Origin of the sequence: Nitrospira moscoviensis (genome assembly GCF_001273775.1) — a bacterium.
In the GTDB taxonomy this organism is placed as follows: Bacteria; Nitrospirota; Nitrospiria; order Nitrospirales; family Nitrospiraceae; genus Nitrospira_D; species Nitrospira_D moscoviensis.
In genome coordinates this window covers 570,695-589,349 of record NZ_CP011801.1, presented here as the reverse complement: position 1 = coordinate 589,349, position 18,655 = coordinate 570,695, and the positions used below count along the sequence as shown (strand labels likewise).

18 protein-coding genes are annotated in these 18,655 nt (G+C 62.1%); 3 read left to right on the top strand and 15 right to left on the bottom strand.

Going from position 1 to position 18,655, the window contains the following annotated elements; genetic code table 11:
• Positions 1–45: 45 nt before the first annotated feature.
• From NITMOv2_RS02845 to rsmH, 5 genes are read right to left on the bottom strand one after another with little or no spacing between them, the layout of a single operon-like run.
• Positions 46–1,491 (bottom strand): UDP-N-acetylmuramoyl-tripeptide--D-alanyl-D-alanine ligase, encoded by a 1,446-nt coding sequence (locus NITMOv2_RS02845; RefSeq protein ID WP_053378456.1) that lies wholly within the window; start codon positions 1,489–1,491, stop codon positions 46–48.
• Positions 1,492–1,540: 49 nt separating this feature from the next.
• Positions 1,541–3,043 (bottom strand): UDP-N-acetylmuramoyl-L-alanyl-D-glutamate--2,6-diaminopimelate ligase, encoded by a 1,503-nt coding sequence (locus NITMOv2_RS02840; protein ID WP_053378455.1) that lies wholly within the window; start codon positions 3,041–3,043, stop codon positions 1,541–1,543.
• Between the two features lie 15 nt (positions 3,044–3,058).
• Positions 3,059–4,777, bottom strand: coding sequence for a peptidoglycan D,D-transpeptidase FtsI family protein (locus NITMOv2_RS02835; RefSeq protein WP_053378454.1), 1,719 nt, complete (start codon positions 4,775–4,777; stop codon positions 3,059–3,061).
• Positions 4,777–5,109 (bottom strand): cell division protein FtsL, encoded by a 333-nt coding sequence (ftsL, locus tag NITMOv2_RS02830; RefSeq protein WP_053378453.1) that lies wholly within the window; start codon positions 5,107–5,109, stop codon positions 4,777–4,779. The genes NITMOv2_RS02835 and ftsL overlap by 1 nt, the downstream gene beginning before the upstream one ends.
• A complete protein-coding gene (gene rsmH, locus NITMOv2_RS02825) occupies positions 5,106–6,044 on the bottom strand; it encodes a 16S rRNA (cytosine(1402)-N(4))-methyltransferase RsmH (protein WP_274519497.1) in 939 nt (312 codons plus the stop codon). Before rsmH ends, ftsL begins: the two co-directional genes overlap by 4 nt.
• Before the next feature lie 309 nt (positions 6,045–6,353).
• Here rsmH and NITMOv2_RS02820 point away from each other — a divergent pair, with 309 nt between their 5' ends.
• Positions 6,354–7,430: a hypothetical protein gene (locus NITMOv2_RS02820; RefSeq protein WP_145976148.1), complete on the top strand. Its 1,077-nt coding sequence runs from the start codon at positions 6,354–6,356 to the stop codon at positions 7,428–7,430.
• A gap of 5 nt (positions 7,431–7,435) precedes the next feature.
• Here NITMOv2_RS02820 and NITMOv2_RS02815 read toward each other — a convergent pair whose 3' ends face one another.
• Genes NITMOv2_RS02815 through NITMOv2_RS02805 form a run of 3 tightly spaced genes read right to left on the bottom strand, consistent with a single transcriptional unit; the run spans position 7,436 to position 11,031 of the window.
• Positions 7,436–8,452, bottom strand: a complete 1,017-nt coding sequence (locus NITMOv2_RS02815; protein ID WP_053378450.1) for a WD40/YVTN/BNR-like repeat-containing protein — start codon at positions 8,450–8,452, stop codon at positions 7,436–7,438.
• 20 nt (positions 8,453–8,472) lie between these two features.
• The gene (locus tag NITMOv2_RS02810; protein WP_053381963.1) at positions 8,473–8,970 is read right to left on the bottom strand and encodes a YajQ family cyclic di-GMP-binding protein; all 498 of its coding nucleotides are present in this window, start codon (positions 8,968–8,970) and stop codon (positions 8,473–8,475) included.
• Positions 8,971–9,021: 51 nt separating this feature from the next.
• Positions 9,022–11,031, bottom strand: coding sequence for a carbon starvation CstA family protein (locus NITMOv2_RS02805; protein WP_053378449.1), 2,010 nt, complete (start codon positions 11,029–11,031; stop codon positions 9,022–9,024).
• An 83-nt stretch (positions 11,032–11,114) separates the two neighbouring features.
• On the opposite strand from NITMOv2_RS02805, the gene NITMOv2_RS02800 reads away from it, so the two are divergent.
• A complete protein-coding gene (locus NITMOv2_RS02800; protein WP_238590444.1) occupies positions 11,115–11,381 on the top strand; it encodes a hypothetical protein in 267 nt (88 codons plus the stop codon).
• A 170-nt stretch (positions 11,382–11,551) separates the two neighbouring features.
• The gene (locus NITMOv2_RS02795; protein WP_053378447.1) at positions 11,552–12,115 is read left to right on the top strand and encodes a PilZ domain-containing protein; all 564 of its coding nucleotides are present in this window, start codon (positions 11,552–11,554) and stop codon (positions 12,113–12,115) included.
• 362 nt (positions 12,116–12,477) lie between these two features.
• Here NITMOv2_RS02795 and NITMOv2_RS02790 read toward each other — a convergent pair whose 3' ends face one another.
• The 7 genes from NITMOv2_RS02790 to NITMOv2_RS02760 all read right to left on the bottom strand — a co-directional run bounded on the left by NITMOv2_RS02790 (position 12,478) and on the right by NITMOv2_RS02760 (position 18,580).
• Positions 12,478–12,918, bottom strand: a complete 441-nt coding sequence (locus NITMOv2_RS02790) for an Hsp20/alpha crystallin family protein (protein WP_053378446.1) — start codon at positions 12,916–12,918, stop codon at positions 12,478–12,480.
• Between the two features lie 179 nt (positions 12,919–13,097).
• Positions 13,098–14,126, bottom strand: a complete 1,029-nt coding sequence (locus NITMOv2_RS02785) for a lysylphosphatidylglycerol synthase transmembrane domain-containing protein (RefSeq protein WP_053378445.1) — start codon at positions 14,124–14,126, stop codon at positions 13,098–13,100.
• A gap of 18 nt (positions 14,127–14,144) precedes the next feature.
• Positions 14,145–15,581 (bottom strand): CDP-alcohol phosphatidyltransferase family protein, encoded by a 1,437-nt coding sequence (locus NITMOv2_RS02780; protein WP_053378444.1) that lies wholly within the window; start codon positions 15,579–15,581, stop codon positions 14,145–14,147.
• A 43-nt stretch (positions 15,582–15,624) separates the two neighbouring features.
• A complete protein-coding gene (locus tag NITMOv2_RS02775) occupies positions 15,625–16,344 on the bottom strand; it encodes a phosphocholine cytidylyltransferase family protein (protein WP_053378443.1) in 720 nt (239 codons plus the stop codon).
• Entirely contained in the window at positions 16,341–17,423 is a 1,083-nt protein-coding gene (locus NITMOv2_RS02770; RefSeq protein ID WP_053378442.1) for a pyridoxal-phosphate-dependent aminotransferase family protein, read from the bottom strand. The genes NITMOv2_RS02775 and NITMOv2_RS02770 overlap by 4 nt, the downstream gene beginning before the upstream one ends.
• An 84-nt stretch (positions 17,424–17,507) precedes the next feature.
• Entirely contained in the window at positions 17,508–18,086 is a 579-nt protein-coding gene (locus NITMOv2_RS02765; protein ID WP_053378441.1) for a thiamine pyrophosphate-dependent enzyme, read from the bottom strand.
• A complete protein-coding gene (locus tag NITMOv2_RS02760) occupies positions 18,083–18,580 on the bottom strand; it encodes a thiamine pyrophosphate-binding protein (RefSeq protein WP_053378440.1) in 498 nt (165 codons plus the stop codon). Before NITMOv2_RS02760 ends, NITMOv2_RS02765 begins: the two co-directional genes overlap by 4 nt.
• Positions 18,581–18,655 lie beyond the last annotated feature (75 nt).

Genomic DNA, 18,655 nt, shown 5'->3' with positions numbered 1-18,655 from the left:
TCTTCAACCGACCGCCCGGCCTCTCGACCGAGCCTGCGCGACTCCTTACGACGCCTGCTTCGCCGCGCGCTTCGGCGCTTGCAGCGCCTGCACCACCTGTTCGAGCTTCATCCCGCGCGACCCCTTCACCAGCACCACGTCGCCGGGCTTGATGAGATCTTTCACGGCGGCGGCCCCGGCCGCGTCCGGGACTTCGACGATGCGATCTTTGTCCATGCCGGCCCGTCGGGCGCCTTCGGCAAGGCTCCGCGCCAACGGTCCGCAGGCGACGATTCGATCGATGCCCTGGCGAGCCGCGAATCCGCCGACCTCCTCGTGCATCGTGGCGGCTCCCGGTCCCAGCTCCAGCATATCGCCCAGCACCGCGATTTTTCGGCCGGCGCCTTCTGTTTGGGCCAACAGCTGCACGGCGGCCTTCATCGAGGCCGGGTTCGCGTTGTAGCAATCGTTGATGATCTTGACGCCCTGGCTCACGACGATCTGCGATCGCATGGCGGCCGGCCGGAAGCGCGCCAATCCCTGAGCGATGACGGCGCCGGGCAAGCCGAGGACCGAGCCGACTGCGGCCGCCGCCAGGGCATTGGTGACGTTGTGCGCGCCCTGCACACGGATATGCACGATGATGTGCCGAACCTTCCCGGGCAGGAGCAGGCGAAAAACCGTGCCGTCGCGCGCGTCCGATTTCACATCCGTCGCCCGCACGTCGGCCCTCGACGAAAACCCGAAGGAGATGACGCGGCAGCGCGCCCGGGACGCGAGATAGTCGTAGTACGGATCGTCGCGATTGAGCACCGCCGTTCCATCGGACGGAAGCAGATCCAGCAATTCGGCCTTGGCCTGCGCCGATCCGTCCATGCTGCCGAAGAATTCCAAATGATCGGGGCCGATGTTCGTGATGATGCCGATCGTCGGACGGACGATCTCGCATAGCCTGGTCGTCTGGCCGAGGTTGTCCACGCCCATCTCGATCACCGCCCCTTCATGGCGCGCGTTCAGGCGGAACAGCGTCTGCGGCACACCGATCCGATTGTTCAGGTTGCCTTCGGTCTTGAGGATCTTCCAGCGATGGGCCATCACGCTGGCGACCATGTCTTTCGTCGTCGTTTTGCCGTTGCTGCCGGTCACCGCGACGACGGGAATTTCGAATCGACTGCGATGATGGGTGGCGAGTTGCTGATAGGCGAACAACGGATCACGGGCGCCCAGGATGAACGGTTGCGTTTTCCTGGGACCGCTCTTGAGCGCCGACGGCTCCATGTGAAACGCATCGTGGACGATGGCGCCGACCGCCCCGCGCGTCAGCGCCGCCGCCACGAAATCGTGTCCGTCGAACCGATCGCCCTTGATGGCGACGAACACATCGCCCGGCTTGACGGAGCGGCTGTCGAGACTGAGGTGCCGGATGCGCTGCTTCATCCAGCCCGGCGTCTCTCCCGCCAGCACCTTGACGCTCACGACCTCGCGTAACTCTTCCACGGTAAAGAGAGCCATCGTCTTCCTTGCCCGCACCGCCGCCACGGCACCCGGAGGTATGTCCTGCCTACGCGCAGGACGACAACTGCACAATTGCTTCACGCGCCACTTCCCGATCGTCGAAATGGAACTTCTTCGTGCCGATGATCTGGTAGTCTTCGTGGCCCTTGCCGGCGATCAGCACCATGTCGCCCGGCTTGGCTTCCCGCACCGCGACTCCGATGGCTTCCCGCCGATCGGCGATCTTCCGGTACTGCACCGCCGGCCGTTGGCGCAGCGCGTCCGTCACACCGGCTTCGACTTCGCTCAGAATGGCGAGCGGATCTTCGGTTCGCGGGTTGTCGGAGGTCAGAATCACGACGTCGCTGTACTGCACGGCCGCCCGCCCCATCTTGGGCCGCTTTCCGCGATCGCGGTCTCCTCCGCAGCCGAAGACGGTGATGATACGCCCGGCCTTGAGGGCTTGGGCCGCGGTCAGCAGCCGCACCAGCGCATCTTCCGTGTGGGCATAGTCCACCACCACGGTGAACGGCTGCCCTGCCAAGACGCGCTCGAACCGGCCCGGCACGTTGGCGATCTTCCCGACCGCCTCTCGGACCTGGTCCGGCGTCGCCCCTTCGTGCAGCGCCACGCCGATCGCCGCCAATACGTTGTAGACGTTGTGCTCCCCGACGAGATGGCTTTCGATGGGGAACGTCCCGGCCGGAGTCGCCGCTGTGAAGCTGGTCCCGCCGAGCGAGAGCTTGACACGCTGCGCCAGGAGGTCGGCCCCGCTTTTCAAGCCATAGGTCCAGACGGGCGCCGGGCAGAGCGCCTTGATCCGTTGCCCGTAGGGATCGTCGCCGTTGATGATCGCGCGCTTGTTCGGCTTCTTGGTCCCGGTCAGTTCCGTAAAAAGCAGAAGTTTGGCCTGGAAGTACTCTTCCATCGTTTGATGGAAATCCAGATGGTCTTGGGTGAGATTAGAAAATACCGCGACGTCATATTCGCATCCGCTGGTCCGATCCTGGGCCAACGCGTGGGAGGAGACTTCCATCACCGCCGCGCGGCAGCCCCGTTCGACCATCTTGGCCAGCAGTTGCTGCAGCTCCAACGCGCCCGGCGTCGTATGGGAAGCGGGGATCGTTTCCGATCCGACCTGATAGGCCACCGTGCCGATTAATCCGACTTGCCGGCCCAGCCCCTCCAGCAGGGCTTTGCAGACATACGTCGTCGTCGTCTTCCCATTGGTACCGGTCACGCCGATCATGCGAATCCGAGCGGAGGGATCGCCATGGAACCGGCTGCCGAGCAGGCCCAGCGCTTTACGGGAATCCGCCACCCGGACGAAAGGGATGGACATGGAACCGGCCGGCTGCTGCAGGACGACGGCCGCCGCGCCGGCTTTGACCGCCGCCTGTATGAATCCATGTCCATCTACCCGTTCACCTTTGACCGCCACAAAGAGGCTTCCAGGGCGGACGGCGCGGGAATCGTCCGTCACACTGTGGATCCGCACGGCCATGTCGCCGATCCGCTCCGTCACCGCGACCTGTCCTTCCAGTCCTTGCAACAACTCCGCCAACGTCATCGTTATCCTACGCCGTCAGGGCCTGTCCGCCGCCAACGCCAGCTTGACCGGCTCGTTGGGGGAGACGCCCAGATAGTTCAAGGCCTGTTCACCGACCCGCCGGAAGACCGGGGCGGCCACGGTGCCGCCCCAGGCGTCACCCTGCGGCTCGTCGATCACCACGATCATCGCCAAACGCGGGGCCTCGGCCGGGACGAACCCGACAAACGACCCGACGAACTGTGTCGCCGAATAGGTCCCGGTGCGGGGATCAATCTTCTGCGCCGTCCCGGTTTTCCCGGCGACGCGGAATCCTGGGATGGCGGCTTTGCCGCCCGTGCCGTCCGTGACGACCCCTTCGAGAATCGTCGTCACCGTCCGCGCCGTGTCCGGAGCGATGACCCGCCGCTTGACTTGCGGCAGCATCTGTTTCAGGACGCGTCCGTGGGTATCGCGAATTTCCGACACGACGTAGGGCTTCATCAGCACCCCGTCGTTTGCAATGGCGGCGACGGCCGAGACCATTTGAATCGGCGTCACGCCGATCTCCTGTCCCATCGAGATGGACGCCACCGAGCGTCTGCCCCACTCGCGCGGATGTTTCACGAGGCCGCCGGCCTCGCCCGGCAAATCGATTTCCGTCTTCTGCCCGAAGCCGAACGCTTGGAGATAGCGATACAGCCGTTGATCCCCCAGCGCCATGCCGGTCTTCGCGGCGCCGATGTTGCTGGACTTCTGAATCACCTGGGCGAACGTGACCCACCCGAGCTTTTCATGATCGTGGATCACGGTGTTCGCGATGGTCATCCGGCCATTTTCACCGAAGACCAGCGTGCCGGGCTTCATGACTTTCTCTTCGATCGCCGCCGCCGCCACAATGGCCTTCATGGTCGAGCCCGGTTCATAGGCGTCCGTCAGCGCGCGGTTCCTCCACCGATCCGGTCCGATCGCGGCGACGCTGTTGGGATCGAACCGCGGACTGATCGCCAACGCCAGCAGCGCGCCCGTCTGCGGATCCAGCACGATCATCGTCCCGGACTTGGCATGCGCCCGCGTGACCGCCTCGTCCAGCTCTTTTTCCGTGATGTATTGAATCACCTCGTCGATCGTCAGCACCAGGCTATGCCCCGGCGCCGGACCTTGCTCGGACAAGCCTTTCGGGAAGACCGTCCGTCCCAAGGCGTCCCGCTGCAATACGGTCACGCGCTTCTCCCCGTGCAAATGCGACTCGTAGCGGCGTTCAAGACCTTCCAACCCCTCCCCGTCCATGCCCGAGAAGCCCAGCACGTGCGCCAGCAACGGCCCCTTGGGATAGAACCGGCGGCCCTCCATCACCATACCGATGCCGTCCATCGCCATGCGCTCCAAACGCCGGCCCTGTTCGGGATCCAATTTTCTGGCCAGCCAGACGAATCCGCGGTCCTGCCGCAGCTTCCGCTCCAACTCACCGGTGCTCACACGAAGCACGGGCGACAGATTCCTGGCAGTCCGCGCCGGGCTCTCAAGGGCGGTCGGCACACCGAAGACCGACGGCACTTCCATATTCATCGCCAGGACCTTTCCGTGGCGATCCACGATCGTTCCGCGGGCTCCTTCCACCGACACGGTCTTCTGATGCTGCCGGTCCGCCTTCAGCGTGAGCTCGGCCGCTTGAAGTACTTGAAGGCTCACCAGCCGGAACAGGACCACGGCGAACCCGCTCAAGAGCAGCAATAAAATGGTGTACCGCCGGCCGCGGGAAAGAGGACCAGCCATTATCGTCTCCCGACTGGAAGCTCGTTTTTCGCCACTCGGACCACTAAAGGCGACGGATGATTCGGCGCCGACTCCTCCGGTTTCACCTGGACCATGATGACTTGCCCTTGCTGCGGCGGCGCCATGCCGAGCTTTTCCGAGGCTACTTTGGCGATCCGATCCGGCGCAGTCAGCGCCGAGACTTTCACCCGCAGCTCGTCGCGCTCGCGCTCCAGCAGCACCTTCTCGTGCTTGAGCCGCTCGATGTGATAGCCGACGCGCACCATATCCACCCGCTCCCACACAAAGACGAACACCAGGCACAGGCCCGCACAGACGAGCAAGACCTTCATGCGGCAGCCTCCGATGGTTTGCGTTCCGCCACGCGCAACTTGGCGCTCCTGGCTCTCGGATTGAGCCGGCACTCCTCTTCGGTCGGCACTTGCGGCTTCTTCGTCAACACCGTGAGGCGCGCATCGTCCCCGTGCGATAAGGTGCGGAACGTCTGCTTCACAATGCGGTCTTCCAGCGAGTGGAAGGAAATGACGGCCAGACGCCCGCCCGGCTTCAGAACATCGACCGCATTTCGCAGCGCCGGCTCCAACATCTCGATCTCTCGATTCACGGCAATGCGGAGGGCTTGAAAGGTTCTCGTTGCACAATGAATGCGTCCATGTCGATAAGAACCGGGAACGGCGCTCTTGATGACCGCCACCAAAGCCTCCGTGGTGCGGAGAGGTACGGCTGCTCGCGCGCGAACGATCGCTCGGGCGATTCGCCGGGAATAACGCTCTTCGCCGTAGCGGTAGATCAGATCGGCTAAGTCCGACTCAGACAACCGATTCACCAGATCGGCCGCCGTCTCGCCGGAAGATCGATCCATCCGCATGTCGAGGGGACCCTCCGTCTGAAAGCTGAATCCTCGCCCCGGATCGTCCAACTGTCGGGACGACACACCGAGATCCAGCAGCACGCCGTCCGCCGCAGAGATTCCCGCTTGCCGCGCATGCAGCGGCATGTCGACAAACGAGCCCTGGATCAGCGCCACTCGCTCCCCAAATCGCGACAACCGCTCGCGGCAGACCGCCAGCGCCTCCTCATCACGGTCGATGCCGAGCAACTTGCCGTCATCCGCCATACCAGCCAACAGCGCTTCGGCATGCCCACCATATCCCACCGTCCCATCGCACACGCAGCTCGGCGCTCGGTGGAGAAGCCAAGAGACAACCTCTTTCACCATCACAGGCGCGTGATGAAAGACCTGTCCACCACTTTTCTTTCCACTCACATCCACTTTTCCCCACTCAAGGGTCGAAGTATACTCTCGTCCAAGGAGTTGTCAATAGAGAATTCATGCACTTAGAACATTTTACAAATGGGGCCCAAACTGTCGCTGAAATCGGCTCGCTTTTCACTCTGAGACGCTATGATTCATCGCCGCGACCCCGTTATCCACAGGTTGGGTGGCAGACAGCCGATCTGTGTCTTGACCCATCTTTCTTCTCACACCGCACCGGCTTCAACTGGCTTCCTCCGAAGTCCTGGCTGAAATCTGCGATTCGTTGACAACTATAGGATCGAAGAACAGAATGCCGCCATGAGACATTCCCGTTCTTGCCCACAATATTTGCCCGCCGTGATTCTGCTCGCCGCTGGACCATGGCTTGGCGTTCTGACTCATGCCCTGGCGAAAGACTTCAACCCCGATAACCCTCTCAATGCGCCCGCCCGTGTCTATTGGTGTCCGGGGAAGACTCCCGACCAGCAGATCACCACAAAAAAATCGGCCACCTGCCAACCCCTGCATGACGAGCGGGCCGAGGAATCATTTCGTGAACGCGCGCGGGAGCAGGGCATTGATCTTCCGGACCGCGATCCCATCAAGATCGTCGATCTGCAAAACGCGGCCTCAAAATTCGCGGACCGCTATCGAACCTTTGTGTCCTGCTGTGCCACCGATTCCGATGCGAAGAGAGAAATTGTCGATCTGATCGACGAAGCGAATCACGTGCTGAAAGCCGTTCAGCAGAAAGGCATCTTCAACTCGGCCGGATTCGGGATCGGCAGCGGAAGCAGCGGACTCGGCGGCGGGCCGGGGCAGAGTCCGAAACTGGGAACGTTTGCCCGCCAATTTACGCTCAGCGAAATCGTCGGCACGGTGGCGCGCGCGCGGGACGACTTATTCGTCCTGAAAGAAAGATTGGAGCGGTTGGATGAAGCGCAACAAAGCCTGAGCCAAGCGGATTATGAAACCAGCGGGCGGTTGCGGCTGCAGATTCAAGAAGAGGAAGAGACGATCAAGAAACAGTTCAAAGCCAAGAAGCCGCCCTCATCGGCACCGACCGGGATGGAAATCCAGGATACGACCCTCCGCCCGAGGATCGGCGGAGACATAGAGGACACCAAACTCAATTCTAACTTTGGCGCCGATATTGGCTACTCGGTGTCCCCCTACAGCACTGTCGGGGAGTCGTTGCGCCCCAGACGCGGCGAGGCCATTCAAGACAGTCAGATTCCCTCGCGGCCGGGACCCGAGGCGCAGGATACGTCGATACGGAACAGCACGGGGTTCGAAATCGATCGCGCCCAAAACCCGGACGGCTCCACCGCTGTGCCGCACAGGGGCATCGGACCTTCCATCGGGGATTCGGATTTCAACAGCAGGCGGCGATAGCTCGCTCACTCTTTCCCTCCGATGCGCGGCATCGGGTGCCAAGTGTCGCCTGCATCCATACTGCGATACAATCCGCTCCCGTTGGTGCCCGCATAAAACACCTTCGCGTCGGTCGGACTTTGGGCAATGGTGCGCACATTCGTCGTGGCAAAGCCGGCATTGATCGCTTTCCAGCTCGCACCCCCGTCCTCGCTGCGGTGCACGCCGTCGCGTCCCACTATATAAAGAACGTCCCGCCGCGCCCGGTCGAGGATCATCGAAATGATCATTTGGTCCGGCAGCGTTTCACCGATGCGCGTCCACGCCGCCGCCGCATCGGTCGTTTTGTACAAGCCGCTCAACGTCGCCGCATAGACGGTATCCGGCTGGTGCGGATCGACGAGAATCGCGCTGACGTTCAGCGCGCGCGACGTTTTCACCATCTCGGGCGGCACCAGTCCGTTGTTGGCCTTTTCCCAATGACCGGCCTGATCGATGGATTTGTAGACACCGCCGCTGGTGCCGGCGTAGAGAATCGCCGGACGCGTCGGATCCATGCCGAGCGTGACGACCATCAGCACTTCCTTCATGCCCTCCATGCGCTTCGTCCAATGTTCGCCGCCGTCCTTCGTCTCAAACACCCCCATGGTTGTGGCGAGAAAGAGATGGTTGTTGTCCGCCGGATCGAAGACGAACTGGTTGACGACCGATGAAATCGTCGCGTCGTCGAGGCCCGTTCTCATCGACGTCCACCGCTGCCCGCCGTCATGGCTCTTGTACACCGCGTCGCCCTTCGTGCCGGCGTAGATCGTGGCCGGATAGATCGGATCGATCGCCATGGAAATGACGCGGGAATGGCTCATCCCATGGGAGAGATTCGTCCACGTCTGTCCGCCGTCACGCGTCTTGTAGATGTAATCGTTCGTCGCGACGTAGATGATGTCCGGATTCTTGGGATGGAGTTGGAGGACGACGATGGGATCGTTGCGGCTGCAGCCGGCCAGGGCGAAGGCGAGGAGAAACAGGCAGAGACAACGCTTCATGGGACGAGGGCGCGGCAATCCTACCGATAGTTCGTGAACTGCAGATCGACACCGAAATCTTTTCCTTTGAGCAGGGCGATCGCCCCTTGCAGCTCGTCCTTGCTCTTGCTGAGCACCCGCACCTGCTCACCTTGAATCTGGGCCTGCACCTTCAATTTCGAATCCTTGACGGCCTTCGTAATGTCTTTCGCTTTTTCGGACGCCAAACCGCTCTGAATCTTCGCCACCTGCCGCACGGTCCCGCTCAGAGCCGGTTCCACGGCGCCGTACGTGAAGGCCTTCAGCGACACGCCGCGCTTCACGCATTTGGCCTTGATGATTTCGATCACCGCCTTCAGCTTGTACTCGTCGTCCGACACGACGACGAGTTCCTTCTCTTTCTCCTTCAGCGTGATCTCGGTCTTGGAATCCTTGAAGTCGAACCGCTGCTTGATTTCCTTGGTCGCCTGATCCAGCGCGTTCTTCAGTTCCTGCATGTTCACTTCCGATACCACGTCGAATGAAAACTGATCAGCCACGGGAGCCTCCAAGTCATTGGTCAAAGGTCAGCGGTCATTGGTGAACGACTGTTAGCAGCAGCCGCCGTTGTGCGGTAGCCGGCAACACAGCTTCTCCTCGCTACTCGTGATTGCCGTTTGCACCCGCCCCGCTGAGCCGCCGCCCGCCAGCACCACTACTTCGCTGCTCGTGAACGGCTTCTTCAAAATCACATAGCCGTACCATTGCCTGAGGCTGTCGCTCAGGACGATCAGGCCGAGAAGCGCCACCGCTGCGACAAGCACCGCATCGAGATACAGCGCAAACGCCGGCCCTGCCGCCAGGGTCGCCGCCTTTGCGATGAACATCACGAACATTTCATAGGAGCCGGTCAATGTAATCAAGCCCACGAACACCATCGGCACCGCCGTCACCCAGAGATAGGGCGACTTCCACATCTTGATCAGCACCGTCGTGCCGATACAAAGCGCCAGCGTGCCGAGCAGTTGGTTCGCCGCTCCGAACATCGGCCAGATCGTCGAAATGCTGCCGGTGCCGATCAAGTACGACCAGGCTCCGACGACGAATCCGCTGCTCAGCAGCACCCCGGGCCACCAATTCATCCGGCGAAAAGGCGCGTACACCCGCCCGGTCATTTCCTGGATCAGATAACGCGCGACACGGGTCCCAGTATCGATGGTGGTCAGGATGAACAGTGCCTCGAACACCAGCGCAAATTGATACCAATAGGCCATTAAGCCCGACATGCCCGGCAGCGCCGCAAAGATCGACGCCATGCCGACCGCCAGCGACACAGCCCCGCCCGGCCGCCCCGCCACATCGACTTCGACCAACCGGGACAACTCGGCGATTCGCGCCGGCGCAAACCCCATGGCCGCCAATGCGTCTGCGCTCAACATCGTATTGATCGCCAGATAATCGCCCGGTATCAGCACCGACGCTGCAATGAGAGCCATCACCCCGACGAAGCTTTCCAGCAGCATCGCCGCATAGCCCACCACCGCCTGCGACTCCTGCTCAATCATCTTCGGCGTCGTGCCCGAGGAGACCAGCGAATGGAAGCCGGAGACAGCGCCGCAGGCGATGGTAATAAAGAGGAACGGGAAGAGCGTGCCGGGAATGATCGGCCCGCCGCCATGGGCGAACGATGTCACCCGCGGCATTTCGATCGTCGGCGCCATGAGAATCACTCCGAAACCGAGGAGAAACACCACGCCGAGCTTCATGAATGTGGAGAGGTACCCGCGCGGCACCAACAACATCCAGCCGGGCAGCACGGAGGCGAGGTACCCATACCCGGCCAGCAGCCAGACTAATGTCGGTCGGTCGAACTCAAAGAGCCAGGCATAAGACGATTGAGCGACCACCCGACCGACCAACACCGCCGCAAGGAGCAGCACCACACCGAGCGCTGACACTTCCCCGACCGCGCCCGGCCGGAACTTCTGAAGATAGAAGCCCATCATCAATCCGATGGGAATCGTCATCGCGATCGTGAACGCGCCCCAGGCGTTGTGATAAAGCGCATTCACCACCGCGAAGCCCAGGCCGGCTAACGCCACGACTACGATAAACAGCACCGCCACCGCCGTCGCCGTACCCGTAACAGAGCCGAGCTCGTCGTGCGCGATCTCCGGTAGGGAACGCCCGTTGCGCCGCATGGAGGCGACTAGAATGATGAAATCCTGCACTGCCCCGGCCAGTACCGCGCCGATCACCAGCCAAAGAAAGCCGGGCAAGAATCCGAACTGCGCCGCCAGCACCGGGCCCAATAACGGCCCCGCTCCCGCAATCGCCGCAAAATGATGGCCGAACAGCACGACCTTGTTCGTGGGATGGAAATTCACACCGTCGTTCAACCGGACGGCAGGCGTGACTCGCTGATTGTTCAGATCGACCACCCGCTTCGCCAACCAGCGGCCATAGAACCGATAGGCGAGGACGTAGATGCAGGCGGCTGCCACCACCAGCCAAAGGCCGTTCACTTTTTCGTACGGGTTCACCAGGCCGGTGACAAAGGCGAGCGCGACTGCGCCGAGAACAGCGAAGAGGCCCCACAAGGCTCGTGTCGATGCCGGCATGCCGCGCATCCTATCACAAGAGACACAGCGACGGACTTCTTAGCCATCTGGACAAAAGGCCTAAGAGAAGTGGGTCAGTTGCTATGACGCCTCCGTCGTCATATATCATGCCATTTGACGACATGGTCGACACCTGCCAGTCTTCAGGCATGAATTCCACACCTAAGCTCAAGGCCAGCGAAAACATCGCGGCCAATGATCTCAAATCCTTGAAGGCGCTGGCCGAAGAGCAAAGACTCAAGCGCTATCTCTGTGTGAGCCTGAAAGCACGCCGACGGCAAGTCGGCGATGTAACCATCCTCCCGCTCAAGGACTTTCTCGCTCACCTCTGGGACGGAACCTACACCTAATCGCTGCGTACGGAAATCGCAGCACAGTGATGGCCGAACAGCACGACCATACACGACCATACGTGTGTTTGTGACGATGCTGCCGATGCCGTTGCTCGCCGCCATCACAGTGATGGAGCGGCGTGGGGTGCGGCTCGTAAGGCTCGGACCGACGGAGGCATGAGCTTCCGATGACGGAACAACGCGAACTGTTTCGCATCAGCATCCACGGCAAGGGGTCTGATCGGCGGCGTGGCGAGACGACCGTCTGTGAGATTTACGATCTGACGGAAAAAGGGTTGCAGATCGTGACCGAGACGCCGCCTCGTCGAGCAGTTTCCCCTCCAACGAGGAATAGCCGCAGCCAGTCCTTGCCTCGTACACTCGCCCGCATGGAACCGGCTCGTCCCTACACGCGCGCCCACTACCGTTTGGCAGTTTCATATCCGGCCATGTTCTGCGATCAGGCGGTCATCGGAGAAGGGATCGTCACGAACCTCTCGGTCTTCGGCTGTACGATCCAGTGCCGCGAGGCGGTGCCGACGAACCGGCGCCTGCTGCTGCGCCTGATCCTGCCGGATCAACGAGAATCGCTGCCGATCGACGTCGCGGAAGTCCGTTGGGTGAAGGACAATCAGGTCGGACTTCAATTCCATCACTTGGAGCGCACCGCGGATCTCCGGCTGCACGGCTTCGTCTGGGATCGCATGCTGGAACGCCTGCAGACACTCGCACATCAGCTGACTTCGTCCTGATCTATTCCAGGTTTCAGAACAGACCGTGGCACGAAGGGCTGGCCGGATCCCTCGTCGTGCTCGCTGCGTTGTCCCACCGTCGTTCTTCCCGCGGCCGCCGTCGCCGCAGGGATGTCATCCACCCCGATGGGGCGGAGCCCCGTCGCTCGCCCGACGGCTCCTCTTCAGGCGACCCCTTGTCGGTTCGCCATCGTTTCCACAGATCTCGATATCGCATGGCGTTGCTCCTCAGACAACACTATCCCCTCGACCCCCTCCACAGTCGGCTTGCAATTCGGTTCCCTTGACCGTCGGGAAAGAGGCCCTACCGACGGAAACCGCCGGTAGGGCCTGTGACATCTCGGAAGGAGGCCGGCGCTCCGTTAGTCGGCCGCAATCAAAATGCGGCGGCACTTGGCTTCTTCCCGCTTGGGGAAGGAAATGGTCAACATGCCGTTCTTATGGGTGGCGGAGGCTTTCTCATGGTCCACGAAGGACGGAAGCCTAAACATCCGGGCAAAGCGATCGCCTCCAATTTCTTCCAGGTGATAGCGGCTGCCGTCAGCACGCTCTTCCTCTTTCCGTTCACCTTTCACCGTCAGGATTTGATTGTTGACTTCCAACGTGATGTGGCTCGCTTCCCAGCCTGGGAGCGCCACTTGGACGTAGAAGCCGTTCGCGTCATCCCAGACGTTGCAGGCCGGTACCCATTCACTCGTGGAGGTACTGAATGCACGCAACGCCTCGTCGAACATGCGGTCAATCTGCCGATCGAACGTTTGTTCATTGAGCGATGACATCACGCTCGGGACATAGCTGGTCATAACTCATCCCTCCTCCTCTGACCGAGGTCCGCTGGTTTGACGTTGGCCGGAATGGGGCGTCAGGCGTGGGAAACCCGGGACACCGACTTGCCGCCGCTACTTCCCAGATCGGGGCCCGACACCCGGACATCCGGTGTCGTATCAGCAATGACCGGCAGATAATTTCCGGGGAGAAAAAGTCAAGAGGCGTCCGGGGGGCCCGGTGAAACAATCTGTGTCGTATCAGCGGGGACGGGCTTCCGGCTTCCCAGGGCGGCCAGACAGGCCAGCCCGGCGACGATCCAGACCACCTCGCGAAAGCGCCGGAGCAGCGCGAAGGTGACGCCGGTCACCGTGCTGTAGCCGAAGGCGGTCAAGAGCACAAGGTTTCCCGCGTCCTGCGCGCCCAAACTGCCGGGGATAAAAAACGTCCCTCCCTTGATAAAGACGGACAGGGAGCCGATGGCCAAGGCCGACAGGGGATCGGCCGGCTCGCCGAGGTACGACACGATGACATACACTTCCAGCGCCTCCGTCATCCAGCCCAGAAAGTACAAGCCGGTCGACGCATAAAAGGCCGCTTGATGGTGGCGGTAAAAATTCAAAATCGTCCGGTCGAGCTCGGCGAGCCGGCCTTCCCGGGTTTCGAGAAAGGCGATCCGCAGCCTGAGCTTCCGCAGGATTTCCAAGAACCAGGTGAAGATCCCTCGTCGCTGCACGAATACGAACCCGGCCGTACCGAAGATCAGCAGCCCGACGCTGAGCAGCGCCGCCGCGACCATTTGACCGGACGATCCGTCGGTCCCCAGCGTCCACAGACCGACCGCGATGCCGACCAGAATGAAGACCACCTCCGCGATCGTCATCGTAGTCTTGGCGATGACGACCGAAGCCAACCCGTCTACGATCGGGACCTGATGGCGTTTGAGGAGATAGGCTTTGAGCGGTTCCCCGCCGACGTACGCCGTCGGCGTCGTCATGTTCACCCCTTCGCCCGCAGTTCTGATCGCGAGCAGCCGCCAAAACGGGACGGCCCGCGCCGCAGGCCCCAGCGTGACTTTCCACCCGTAGGCTTCGATCAGATACATGAGCAGCGAGGGGAGCAGAATGACAAGCAGCGCCAGAGGTCCCAGCTGCGACGCCGTCCGGTAGATGTTCGCGGGCCCGACGTGCCACACGAGAAACCCGAGCGTGAGGAGGCCGAGGACGAGTAGGAGATAGCGCAGCACGCTGTCCTTCCTGTCCGGCTAGGCGCGCGGCTGCTTCACCGCGGAGGGGCGAATGACCCAGAGCATGAGGCCGGCGAACACGAGCGATCCCCCCGCCGCGATCCAGAGGAACCACTCCAGCTTTCCAAAGACCGCGAAGATCAGCACGATGACGGAGAAATCCCGGCTCGCCACATTCTTCAGCATGAAATCGGACCAGGCGGCGCCGACCGGCGTGCGCCAAGCCCCGGCGGTTTTGATTTTTTGCGCCCGCTCCACCAACAGGAAGGAGAGGCCGTTGCCCAGCACCGCGGCCGCGCCAAGGGCCAACGCGATCCACGCATGGTCCTGACCGACGTGAGCGTTGTACAGGCCGGCGGCGATGCCGGCAAAGATGGCCATGTGGACGACGTTGTCCATCGCGATGTCCAGCCACGCGCCGAACGGCGACTCGGTGAACGTGAGCCGGGCCACTTCCCCGTCGCAGCAATCGATCACCGCCGCCAGTTGGAACAGCAGCGCGGCTGCGACGCCGGCGCCGTACGTGCCGACGCCGAACAGCGCCGCCGAGACGAGACCAATCCCCGTCGCCAGCATGGTGATGACATTCGGGGACAGGCCGAGGGCCAGGAACAACCGCGTGAAGCGGCGGGACAGGGTGCGATTGAAGTAGCGGTCGACGAATCCTTCGAACTCGCTCTTCAGCGAGGTGAACAGTTTCTTCTCGGCCGCCTGGACGTCGGCCGGCGTCCGGACGTCCTGATACCAGCGGCTGCTCTTGCCGTCCGCCGGGATGACGCGAACCCGGCCGTCGACGGCCGCCCGCTCGAGCCACCGGCGGATCGGCAGCGCGCCGCCCTCGGTCATCGTGTCGCCCGCCGCGCTCATCACAGTCCCGGGCAGCACGACCAGTTCGGCCGCCCGCGGAGCCGAGTCGCCGAAGCGGGAGGGGGCGAAGGACGCGAGCCGATCGGACTGCACCAGCAGGCGCGGTCCGCGGCTCTCCCGCGCCGGCGTCCTGGCTTCCGGGTTCTGCGCCACGACGATGGCTTCGCCGTCCTGGACGTTTCGCCGGAGATGCTCCACAAGTCCCCGGGAAAAGACGCCGGTGACGCTCGCGATCAACGCGAACCCGTGCACTTCCGCCGCCAGCGATTCCCACGTGCGCGGATCGTCGAGCGGAAATTCGCGGATCGGCATCCAACGGACCGGGATGGTGACGCGGGGGCCTTTGCTCAAGGCCTGCTTGAGCTGATCCTCTTCGGGACCGGCCAGCACGATCAACTGGCGGATGCCGGCCCGCTGGAGCGTCAGCACGGCCCGTTGAAAGAGGCCGATTCCGACCACGCTCGTGAGCGGCCCCGCTTCCCCGGCCCGATGTCCGACCGGACCGCCGAATACGCTCACCGTAGGCAGCAGGATCGCCGTCGCCAGGCCCTGAACTTCGGCGCGCTTCTGAATCAGGCTCTCGCTCATGGATCGGATTCGCCCTTCGCTCGGACCTATTCTGCCTCTTGCCTCAGAGTCTCGGCAATATCTCCACCTCGGCCTTTCGGACGTCCTCCACAAAATCGATTTCCGTCCAGGGGAGGCCGCCGATCTTTTCGTGGCCCACTTTCACGTCCCGGAAATATTCGCGCAACGCGTCCTCGTATTCCATGTTCCAGGCGCCCTTGTCGATGTAGGAGCGGAGCGACGCGACCACATGCGGGGCATCGGCGTGCCGCACACGCAGGAATCCCACCCCTTCCCCCGCGTAGTCATAGTGCACCGGCAGGGTCTTGGTCAGCGCGATGACCCGCCCGCCTTCGACGACGACCATGCATTCTTCGCCCGTTTGCTTCACCGTCTCGTCCATGAGCAGCGCGTTTTCATACGGGGATTCCACCAGCCGGCGTAGGATCTCCCGGTGAAAGAGCACGTCGGCGTCCATGATGACGACGTCGTCGTCCAAGGCCGTCCGGGCGATCCAGAGCGACGAAATACTGCCCCGATGAAAGTGCTCGTTGACGAGGAACTTGACTGTGACGCCGTAAGACTCGGCGGCGACCGCCTCGCGGATCATCTCCTGCTTGTATCCCACCACGATGTCGGCCCGGCGGATGCCGACGCTCGTCAGCGTGGCGAGATACCGATGCAGCAGCGACCGGCCGCCGATCGTGATCAGACACTTGGGCCGATGCTGCGTGATCTGCCAGAGACGCTTGCCGACGCCGGCTGCGAGGATGACGGCTTTCATGCGGCCTTGCAGGCCTGTTCGAAGGCGTCCAGGAAGCCGGTGAATTGCGCTTCGGTCAATGCGCCCATGTTGGCCACGCGGAAGATTTTGTTTTCCAGATTGCCCTGACCGGCATAGATCACATAGCCGGCGGCTTTTAACCGGTCGTGCAGCGTGTCGTAGGAGATCCCTTCCGGAAGATAGAAGGCGGTAATACTGTTCGACTGCCGGTCCGGGGGGAGCACCGGTTTGATACCGAGCGCAGCCATGCGGGTACGGATCAACGCCGCCATTTTCTTATAGCGTTGAATACGCTTCGCGACACCTTCTTCCAAGAGCTCGTCCAACGCCTCGTTGAAGGCGTAATACACCTGCACGGCCGGCGTAAAGGGCACCGTGCCCCGTCCCTGGTCGTCCACATAGTGGGTGAGGTGCAGATACCACGATCGCTTCGGGTAGGTCCGCATCCGCTCCAGAAAGCCTTTCCGCACGAGCACGAACGACACGCCGGGAAATCCCTGGATACACTTCCCGGCCGTCCCCGCCACCATATACATGTGCGAGCCGGCGATATCGATGGTTTCCCCGGCGAGCCCGCTGATCGCGTCGACGATGAACACCCGATTCTGGCTGTCCACCACCTCCGCGATGTCTTTCACCGGGTTGAGCAAGCCGGTCGTCGTTTCGTGGTGCACCATGGCGACGCCGTGCACTTCGGGGTGTTGGCGCAACGCCAGACGCAGCCGTTCGGGGTCCGGCTTCGCCGTCCAGTCGTACTTGAGTTCGGAGACGCCGAGCCGGTGCAGTCCGACCATGCCCGACAGCCGCTCACCGTACACGCCGTTGTTGATGATGAGGATCCGCTTGCCGTGCGGGATCGACGACATCAAGGCCGACTCGACGGCCGCGGTGCCCGACCCGGTGATGAGCACGGCCGCATACTCGGCCTCGGCTCCCGGCACAAAGGCCTTCAGCAATTTGGCCTGGATGTCGTGCAGCAAGTCCGTGAACTCGGATTCGCGGTGGCAGATGTCCGCCTTCAGCAGCGCCTGCCGCACCCGCTCGCTCACGTTCACCGGCCCGGGATTGAGAAGGATCATGAGAGAAGGCCTTGTGACGCGTGCCACGTGACACGTGAAGCGAAATTTGCACTCCGAAGCCTGTCACTAGTCACGCGTCACCTGTCACTTAATCGCGTCCATGAACCGCTTCGCCACGTCCGGCGGGTCGAGGACGATGCGCTCGGCTTCTTCGGTGAACTCATTCACCTTGATCAGCAGCATGCTGGGGCCGTCCTTCTTCAGCATGTCTTTGAACTCGTAGACGAGATCCTCACGGTCCAGGACCCGCTCCACGTTGACGTAACCGGCGGCCTTGGCGACTTTTTCCAAGGGCACGACGTTGGAAATCGTCGGCTGATTCCCGGTCGTGCCATACACTTCGTTATCGAACACCACGTGGATGAAATTCCTGGGCTTCAACGCGCCGACGGTCGCCAACGTACCCATTCCCATGAGCACGTTCCCGTCGCCGTCGAACGTGATGACCTGCTTGGTCGGTTTTGCCAGCGCGACGCCCAGGGCGATCGCCGGCGCATTGCCCATAGAGCCGATCATATAAAAATTTTGCGGCCGATCAGCGATCTTCTGCACCTCGCGCGACGGAAATCCGTTGCAGACGATCAGCGGCTGGTCGGTGATCAGCTCCAGCAAGGCGGCCATGGCCTGCGCCCGGCTGATGAGCGTGCCCTGTTCCGGCCTCATGGATGCAATCCTTTCACCACGCCCTTCGTAATGAACAGTGCCACCGGAATCCGCTGCTTCATGAACGTCTCGGCCACCCACTTGAAATCTTCGACCGCCGTTTTTTCGGTCAGCGTGCGATGCGGAATCTTCATCGTATCGAGAAACTGCGGCATCACTTCTCCCATGACGAGGTGCTCCGGCGCATCCTTGCCGCCCTGCCCCCGCCAGGACACGATGAGGATGCAGGGTTGCCGGTAGATCAGGTTCAGCGAGATGAGGGTATTCAACGACGTGCCCAGCCCGGAATTCTGCATCAGGACGGCGGGAATCTTGCCCGCCATATACGCGCCGGCCGCCATCGCGACCGCCTCGTCCTCGCGGACGGCCGGGGTATAGAGGCGCCGATCCAAGAGCTCGGCGATGATGCCGCCGAGGATCGAATCGGGCACGCCGGTGAAAAAATTCACCCCCATGTCCTGCAGGGCCTGCACAAAGGCATCGCTCTCAATCATGCGTCGATCCTTCTGTCACGCGCGGGACCATTCGAGCCGTGAAAAAACGGCGCATTATAAGATAGGGCTTCGCGG

Excerpts from the sequence above, each read along its gene's own strand:
- NITMOv2_RS02775 (WP_053378443.1), bottom strand. The coding sequence starts at position 16,344 with ATGAAAGCCGTCATCCTCGCAGCCGGCGTCGGCAAGCGTCTCTGGCAG.
- NITMOv2_RS02790 (WP_053378446.1), bottom strand. The coding sequence starts at position 12,918 with ATGACCAGCTATGTCCCGAGCGTGATGTCATCGCTCAATGAACAAACG.
- NITMOv2_RS02820 (WP_145976148.1), top strand. The coding sequence starts at position 6,354 with ATGAGACATTCCCGTTCTTGCCCACAATATTTGCCCGCCGTGATTCTG.
- NITMOv2_RS02795 (WP_053378447.1), top strand. The coding sequence starts at position 11,552 with ATGACGGAACAACGCGAACTGTTTCGCATCAGCATCCACGGCAAGGGG.
- NITMOv2_RS02780 (WP_053378444.1), bottom strand. The coding sequence starts at position 15,581 with ATGAGCGAGAGCCTGATTCAGAAGCGCGCCGAAGTTCAGGGCCTGGCG.
- NITMOv2_RS02845 (WP_053378456.1), bottom strand. The coding sequence starts at position 1,491 with ATGGCTCTCTTTACCGTGGAAGAGTTACGCGAGGTCGTGAGCGTCAAG.
- NITMOv2_RS02835 (WP_053378454.1), bottom strand. The coding sequence starts at position 4,777 with ATGGCTGGTCCTCTTTCCCGCGGCCGGCGGTACACCATTTTATTGCTG.
- NITMOv2_RS02840 (WP_053378455.1), bottom strand. The coding sequence starts at position 3,043 with ATGACGTTGGCGGAGTTGTTGCAAGGACTGGAAGGACAGGTCGCGGTG.
- NITMOv2_RS02800 (WP_238590444.1), top strand. The coding sequence starts at position 11,115 with ATGACGCCTCCGTCGTCATATATCATGCCATTTGACGACATGGTCGAC.
- NITMOv2_RS02760 (WP_053378440.1), bottom strand. The coding sequence starts at position 18,580 with ATGATTGAGAGCGATGCCTTTGTGCAGGCCCTGCAGGACATGGGGGTG.
- NITMOv2_RS02770 (WP_053378442.1), bottom strand. The coding sequence starts at position 17,423 with ATGATCCTTCTCAATCCCGGGCCGGTGAACGTGAGCGAGCGGGTGCGG.
- NITMOv2_RS02815 (WP_053378450.1), bottom strand. The coding sequence starts at position 8,452 with ATGAAGCGTTGTCTCTGCCTGTTTCTCCTCGCCTTCGCCCTGGCCGGC.
- NITMOv2_RS02765 (WP_053378441.1), bottom strand. The coding sequence starts at position 18,086 with ATGAGGCCGGAACAGGGCACGCTCATCAGCCGGGCGCAGGCCATGGCC.
- NITMOv2_RS02805 (WP_053378449.1), bottom strand. The coding sequence starts at position 11,031 with ATGCCGGCATCGACACGAGCCTTGTGGGGCCTCTTCGCTGTTCTCGGC.
- ftsL (WP_053378453.1), bottom strand. The coding sequence starts at position 5,109 with ATGAAGGTCTTGCTCGTCTGTGCGGGCCTGTGCCTGGTGTTCGTCTTT.